The organism is Catenulispora pinistramenti (assembly GCF_018274385.1).
GTDB lineage: Bacteria > Actinomycetota > Actinomycetes > Streptomycetales > Catenulisporaceae > Catenulispora > Catenulispora pinistramenti.
The window spans coordinates 23,001-30,077 of the sequence record NZ_JAAFYZ010000123.1 but is presented as its reverse complement, the minus strand read 5'-3'; the positions used below and the strand labels follow the sequence as shown (position 1 = coordinate 30,077).

General features: G+C 69.7%; 6 protein-coding genes. 2 read left to right on the top strand and 4 right to left on the bottom strand.

Features of this window, described 5'->3' with window-relative positions; translation table 11 throughout:
• Positions 1-13: 13 nt before the first annotated feature.
• Complete coding sequence (locus KGQ19_RS53650; protein WP_212014923.1) at positions 14-1,921, bottom strand: ABC transporter ATP-binding protein; 1,908 nt, start codon at positions 1,919-1,921, stop codon at positions 14-16.
• Between the two features lie 100 nt (positions 1,922-2,021).
• Here KGQ19_RS53650 and KGQ19_RS29540 point away from each other — a divergent pair, with 100 nt between their 5' ends.
• Together KGQ19_RS29540 and KGQ19_RS29535 are read left to right on the top strand one after the other, a co-directional pair.
• Positions 2,022-3,020: a phosphotransferase gene (locus KGQ19_RS29540; RefSeq protein WP_212014915.1), complete on the top strand. Its 999-nt coding sequence runs from the start codon at positions 2,022-2,024 to the stop codon at positions 3,018-3,020.
• Entirely contained in the window at positions 3,002-3,802 is an 801-nt protein-coding gene (locus tag KGQ19_RS29535; protein ID WP_212014913.1) for an SGNH/GDSL hydrolase family protein, read from the top strand. Before KGQ19_RS29540 ends, KGQ19_RS29535 begins: the two co-directional genes overlap by 19 nt.
• A 155-nt stretch (positions 3,803-3,957) precedes the next feature.
• On the opposite strand, the gene KGQ19_RS29530 is transcribed toward KGQ19_RS29535, so the two are convergent.
• From KGQ19_RS29530 to KGQ19_RS29520, 3 genes are all read right to left on the bottom strand, one after another.
• Positions 3,958-4,734, bottom strand: coding sequence for an enoyl-CoA hydratase/isomerase family protein (locus tag KGQ19_RS29530; protein WP_230419640.1), 777 nt, complete (start codon positions 4,732-4,734; stop codon positions 3,958-3,960).
• A 229-nt stretch (positions 4,735-4,963) separates the two neighbouring features.
• Positions 4,964-5,182 carry a helix-turn-helix domain-containing protein gene (locus tag KGQ19_RS29525; protein WP_194897647.1) on the bottom strand — a complete coding sequence of 73 codons (219 nt, stop codon included), beginning with the start codon at positions 5,180-5,182 and terminating at the stop codon, positions 4,964-4,966.
• A gap of 296 nt (positions 5,183-5,478) precedes the next feature.
• Positions 5,479-7,077: an ABC-F family ATP-binding cassette domain-containing protein gene (locus tag KGQ19_RS29520; RefSeq protein WP_212014911.1), complete on the bottom strand. Its 1,599-nt coding sequence runs from the start codon at positions 7,075-7,077 to the stop codon at positions 5,479-5,481.

Below are 7,077 nucleotides of genomic sequence, written 5' to 3'. Positions count from 1 at the left end.
GATCTACACAAGGCTATTCGTCGGCAGCGTCAGCTGTGTATAAGAGACAGCCGACGTCCTGCCCCTGGAACTGCACCCGATACAACTCGGCATAAAGCCCGTCAGCGGCCAGCAGCTCCTCATGCCGCCCGTGTTCCACGATCCGCCCGTCGTCCACCACCAGGATCTGGTCGGCGTCCCGGACCGTCGACAGCCGGTGGGCGATCACCAGCGACGTCCGGCCCCGCAGCGCCCGCGCCAGCGCCCGCTGCACCGCCGCCTCGCTCTCGCTGTCCAGGTGGGCCGTGGCCTCGTCGAGCACGACGACGCTCGGCGCCTTCAGCAGCAGGCGGGCGATGGCCAGCCGCTGCTTCTCGCCGCCGGAGAGCCGGTAGCCCCGGTCGCCGACCACCGTGTCCAGGCCGTCCGGGAGGGTCTGGACCAGGTCCAGGATCTGCGCGTCGCGGAGGGCCTCGATCAATTCCTGCTCGGTCGCCGTCGGGCGCGCATACAGCAGGTTGTCGCGGATCGTGGTGTGGAACATGTGCGCGTCCTGCGTCACCGTGCCGACCGTGGCGTGCAGCGATTCCAGCGTCACGTCGCGGATGTCCGTGCCGCCGATCCGGACCGTGCCGGAGAGCGGGTCGTACAGCCGGTTGGCCAGCGAGGTGATCGTCGTCTTGCCCGCGCCGCTCGGCCCGACCAGGGCCACCATCTCCCCGGCCGCCGCGCGGAAGGTCACGCCGCGCAGCACCTGCGCCGACGGCGCCTGGTCCAGCCGCGCCACCGACTCCAGGGACGCCAGCGACACCTCATCGGCGGTCGGGTAGCGGAAGGCGACGTCGTCGAACTCGACCGCGACCGCGCCCTCGGGCAGCGCGGCGGCGTCCGGCTTCTCCTTGATCATCGGCTCCAGGTCCAGGACCTCGAAGACCCGGTCGAAGGAGACCAGGGTCGACATCACCGTGATCCGGATGTTGGTCAGGGCGGTGAGCGGACCGTAGAGCCGGCCGAGGAGCGCGGCCAGGGCCATCAGGGTGCCCAGGGTGATGGAGTGGCTGATCGCCAGGCGGCCGCCGATCAGGTAGGTCAAGGCGGTGGCCAGTGCGGCCACCAGGGTCAGCGCCGTCATGAAGAACGCGCCGGTCAGCGCGATGCTGATGCCGGCGTTGCGCACCCCGGCGGCCTTCTCGGCGAACTCCGCGTCCTCCTCGGCGGGCCGGCCGAACAGCTTGGTCAGCAGCGCGCCGGAGACGTTGAACCGCTCGGTCATCATCGCCGACATGTCGGCGTTCAGCTGCATCTGCCGCCGGACCTGGCCCTGCATCCGCTTGCCGACCCGCCGGGCCGGGACCAGGAACACCGGCAGCAGGGCCAGCGAGAGGATGGTGATCTGCCAGGACAGGTAGAACATGGTCCCGGCGACCAGCACCAGGCTGATGACGTTCGACACCACGTTGGACAGCACCGAGGTGAACGCCTGCTGGGCCCCGATGACGTCGCTGTTCAGCCGGGAGATCAGGGCACCGGTCTGGGTCCGGGTGAAGAAGGCGATCGGCATGCGCTGGACATGCGAGAACACCCGCGTGCGCAGGTCGTAGATCAGGCTCTCGCCGATCCGGGAGGACAGGAACCGGTTCACCAGCGAGGCCACGGCGTCGCCGACCGCGACCGCGGCGATGATCAGCGCCAGCTTGGTGACCACGGCCCGGTCGCCCTTGAGCACCCCGTCGTCGACCAGCTTCTGGGCCAGTAGCGGCGGCAGCACGACCAGGACCGCGTCGACGATCGTGATCGCGAGGAAGATCCCGATCAACAGCCGATAGGGCCGCGCGATCGTGAAGATCCGCTTGATGGTCCCCGGGGCCAGCTTGTGGTTCAGGATCTCCTTGTCGTTCCGGCCTCGGGCGCCGCGCATCATCATCATGCCCGGCGAACCCATCCCGCCACCCATCGACACGCGCGTTCGTCCTCTCTCCACCGGCTTGGCCCACCGTGATAAATGCGCGGAGTTCTCCGCGGCATTCCCATAGCCTTCAGCCATGTTGAACCCCCCAGACGCGTTTTCAGAAGACGATCTGCGTCTGCTCTTGGCGAACAACTGGGGGCTGACCGCCGCGCAGCTGGAATACGTCCCGGTCGGGTTCGGATCGCACCACTGGTCGGTCCGGGACTCCCGCGGCGGGCGGTGGTTCGTGAACGTGGACGAGCTGGCCGCTTTCCCACTGGCCACCGACGACCCGTTGCGGAGCCTGCGCAACGCGCTGAGCGTACCGCGCGCGCTGGTCGACCACGGCCACCGGCTCACGGTCGCGCCGGAGCGGACCGGGGACGGCGCGGTGCTCGCCGAGCTCGGCAACCACGGCGAGCACAGCGAGCACGGGTTCGCGGTCTCCGTGTATCGGCGGCTGGACGGTGAGAGCTTCGAGTGGCAGCGGTGGGAGCAGACCGATACCGAGCTCACCGCTGAAGCACTGGCCGTAGTCACGGAGCTGCACAGCGTCCCGGAATCCGCCTGGGGCAGCCCCGAGACGGAGACCTTCACCATCCCGAAGAGGGCCGGCTTGGACGCCGCCTTGGCTGGAAAACGCCCCGATCCCGCGATGGGACCGTACGCCGACCGGGCCGCGGAGCTGGTCTCCCAGCACGCCCCGACGGTCTCCGCCTTGCTCGACCACTACGACCGGCTCGCCCAGACCGCCAGGGGCCAGCGCGACCGATTCGTCCTCACCCACGGCGAGCCGCATCTGGGGAACTACATGCGGGCCGACGGCCGGCTGCTCCTGATCGACTGGGACAGCGCGCTGATCGGGCCGCCGGAACGTGACCTGTGGAACTTCGGGCTCGGCGATCCGCGGTTCGGCGAGCTCTACCAGCTGCGCTGGGACCTCTCGGAGACCGCCGCCGACCTGGCCCGATTCGCGGCCCGGCACACCGACGGCGACAACGAGCGGGCCACCTGGACCACCCTGGTGGACTCCCTCGCCGCGCTGGAAACTACCGCCGCTAATATCGGAGCACCATGGACTTCACGACACTGAGCGCCCACCAGGGCAAAGTCATGGTCTCGGTCGGGGACTCCTTCACCGAGGGCATGTGCGACGACACGCTGCCGGACGGCTCGTTCCGGGGCTGGGCGGACCGGGTGGCCGAGCGGCTGGCCGTCGACGACCCGCACCTGCGCTACGCCAACCTCGCGGTGCGCGGCAAGCTGATCGGGCAGATAGAGCGGGACCAGGTGCCGCTGGCCGCGAAGATGGACGCCGACCTGATCACCCTGGCCGGCGGCCTGAACGACGTGCTGCGCCCGGGCTGCGATATGAAGGCGGTCGAGGCCGGCGTCCGGTCCTGCTTCCAGCAGCTGGCCACCACCAAGGCCACGATCGTCCTGTTCCACCCGACCGACCCGCGCCGCCGGATGCGCGGCTCGCAGCGGCTGATGCCGGCCGTCAACCGGCTGATCGAGCTGGTGGACGAGTTCGGCGAGGCACACGGCGCGGTGGTCGTGGACCTGTTCTCGGCCCGGGTCTTCGACGACCCGCGGATGTGGGCCGAGGACCGCCTGCACTTCTCCCCCGAAGGCCACCGCCGGGTCGCCGAGGCGGTGCTCCAGGCGCTCGGCGCGGAGCCCGGCTTCGACTGGCGCTCGGGGCTGCCGCCGGCCCGGCCGAAGCCGTTCTTCCAGGCCCGCCGCCAGGATCTGCGCTGGATGCGCGTCTACCTGCTGCCGTGGATCGGCCGCCGGATCACCGGCAAATCCTCCGGCGACGGCCGGCAGGCCAAGCGGCCCGAGCCCACGCTGGTGTCGGAGCTGACGCAGTAGCGGGAATCGGCGACGCCGCTGCCGTAAGGCCGCCTGCGAAGCCGCCTGCAAAGCCGTGACCGCCGGCCTGTGATCAGGGCCGGCGGTCCAGGTCTCGCGTTCGGGATATCGGGACCCGTATCAGGATTCGTATCGGACCCGTATCAGGACCTGTATCAGGACTCTCCCGTCCCGGCCAGGTCGTGGAACCGCCGGGTCTGAGCCGCCCGCTCCGCGGCCCGCTGCTCGTCATACGAACGCCCGGCCGCCGCCCGCAGCAGCGCCTTCGACTCCGTGACCGCGCCGCGCGGGGCGGCCAGCAGGCCGGCGGCCAGCTTCGCGGCCGCGGCGTGCAGTTCGTCGCGCGGCACGACGTGGTTGGCCAGGCCGATGCGCAGCGACTCCTCGGCGTCCACGTAACGCGCGGTGGCCACGATCTCCAGCGCCCGCGAGTAACCGACCGCGTCCACCAGCGGCTGGGTCCCGGCCAGATCCGGCACCAGGCCCAGGGCCGGCTCCTTCATGCAGAACAGCACGTCGTCGGCGGCGATCCGGATGTCGCAGGCCAGCGCCAGCTGGAAGCCGGCGCCGATGGCGTGCCCCTGCACCGCCGCGACCGTGATCAGGTCATTGCGACGCCACCAGGTGAAAGCCTCCTGATAGCCCGCGATGATGCGGTCCACCTCCTCATCGGAGGCGGTGGCGAAGGTCGCGAAGTTCTCGAACATCGACCGGTCCAGACCGGCGGAGAAGGACTTGCCCTCCGAACGCAGCACGACGACCCGCACCGTCCCCGGCAGCCCGGCGCCGATCGCGGCCAGCGCGGCCCAGAACTCAGGGGTCTGGGAGTTGCGCTTGTCCGGCCGGTTCAGCGTGACCGTCGCCGCCTCGCCCTCCAGCAGCACGTCGATGCCCGCCTCCGCGGCCTGGCGTGCGGTGTCTTCCCAGCTCATGCGCTCTCCTGAATCCGTGCGGACCGTGCCGAAGAGCGAGACTACCCGCGGGTAACTTGTTGCGCCACCGCGATGCCCGACAATGGAGGTGTCCCGGGCCGGCCTGGAGCGGCAAGGGGCGCTGTGGGAAAAGGAAGAGGGCGGGGTGCCCATCACGCACCCCGCCCCTTCGTCACCGGTCGGCTGCCCGATCTCCGCCCGGCTTACTGCTGCGAACCCGCGTTCGGGTTCAGGCGGTCTTCGCCTTGCCGCGCGTCGCGCCGCCCCGGCCCCGAAGCGTCACACCGGATTCACTGAGCATCCGGTGCACGAACCCGTACGAACGCCCGGTGGACTGGGCGAGGGCGCGAATGGACTCGCCCGCCTCGTACTTCGTCTTGAGGTCGATCGCGAGCTGCGACCGCGCGTCGCCGGTCACCCGGCTGCCCTTCTTGAGAGTCTCGGCCACACGTGCCTCCTGGAGTGGATGTGCGCTCTAGGTACACATGATCACCCCTCGCAGCGCTCTTGGCCACCGATTCGGCGATGTTGCCCATAACATCAATGTCACGTCGCCCGATCCGACCAGTAGATCACCCAGATTTGTCCGGTAATCGCATGATCCTGTTCCCGTGACGAATCAGCCCACGATGAAAAGTCCCGCCCTGGCGGAGTATGGCGAATCCCGGTGTCAGGCGGGGTGCCGGACGTGAACGATCGTCGGGTCCGGCGCTGGACGACTGATTCGCGGGGGGAACCAATCGTCTAGGCGAGCGACACCAGATCCAGATACTGCTCGCTCCACAGGTCCTCGTCGCCGTCCGGCAGCAGGATCACCCGCTCCGGATTCAGCGCCCGCACCGCACCCTCATCGTGGGTCACCATGATCACAGCGCCCTCATACGTCCCGAGCGCCCCCAGGATCTCCGCGCGGGAGGCGAGGTCCAGGTTGTTGGTGGGCTCGTCGAGCAGCAGCACGTTCGCCGTCGAGACCACCAGGGTGGCCAGCGCCAGCCGGGTCTTCTCACCGCCGGAGAGCACGGCGGCCGGCTTGTCGACGTCGTCGCCGGAGAACAGGAACGAGCCGAGCGTCTTGCGGACCGCCACCAGGTCCAGGTCCGGTGCGGCGCTGCGCATGTTCTCCAGAACCGTGCGCTCCGGGTCCAGGGTCTCGTGTTCCTGCGCGTAGTAGCCGAGCTTGAGGCCGTGGCCCTCCTCGACCTTGCCGGTGTCCGGCTGCTCGACCCCGCCGAGCAGGCGCAGCAGCGTGGTCTTGCCGGCGCCGTTCAGGCCCAGGATGACCACCTTGGAGCCGCGGTCGACGGCCAGGTCGACGTCGGTGAAGACCTCCAGCGAGCCGTAGGACTTGGACAGTCCGGTGGCCATGATCGGGGTCTTGCCGCACGGCGCCGGGGTCGGGAAGCGCAGCTTGGCGACCTTGTCCGCCTGGCGGACCTCCTCCAGGCCGGCCAGCATCCGGTTGGCACGCCGGGCCATGTTCTGCGCGGCGACGGTCTTGGTGGCCGAGGCCCGCATCTTGTCGGCCTGCGCGTTCAGCACGGCGGCCTTCTTCTCGACGTTGGCGCGCTCGCGCTTGCGGCGGCGCTCGTCGTCCTCGCGCTGCTTGAGGTAGAGCTTCCAGCCCATGTTGTAGTAGTCGATGGCGGCCCGGTTGGCGTCCAGGTGGAACACCTTGTTCACCGACGCCTCGACCAGGTTCACGTCGTGGGAGATGACGATGAACCCGCCCTTGTACGACTTCAGGAACTCGCGCAGCCAGACGATCGAGTCGGCGTCGAGGTGGTTGGTCGGCTCGTCCAGGAGCAGGACCTCGTTGTCGCCGAACAGGATCCGGGACAGCTCGACCCGGCGGCGCTGGCCGCCGGACAGGGTGTGCAGCGGCTGGCCCATCACGCGGTCCGGCAGGCCGAGGGCCGAGGCGATGGTCGCGGCCTCGGACTCGGCCGCGTAACCGCCGGCGGCGACGAACTCGTCCTCCAACCGCGCGTAGCGGCGCATCGCCTTCTCGTGCGTGGCCGCGTCGTCGGAGGCCATGCGCTTCTCGTTCTCGCGCATGCGGCGCATGATGTCGTCCAGGCCGCGCGCGGACAGGATGCGGTCGCGGGCGATCACGTCCATGTCGCCGGTGCGGGGGTCCTGCGGCAGATAGCCGACCGGGCCGGAGCGGCTGATGGTGCCGGCCGCCGGGATGGTCTCACCGGCCAGGGTCTTGGTGAGCGTGGTCTTGCCGGCGCCGTTGCGGCCGACCAGGCCGATGCGGTCGCCGGGACCCACTCGGAAGGAGGCCTTCTCGATCAGGATGCGGCTGCCGGCCCGGAGCTCGACGTCGGTTGCGGTGATCAC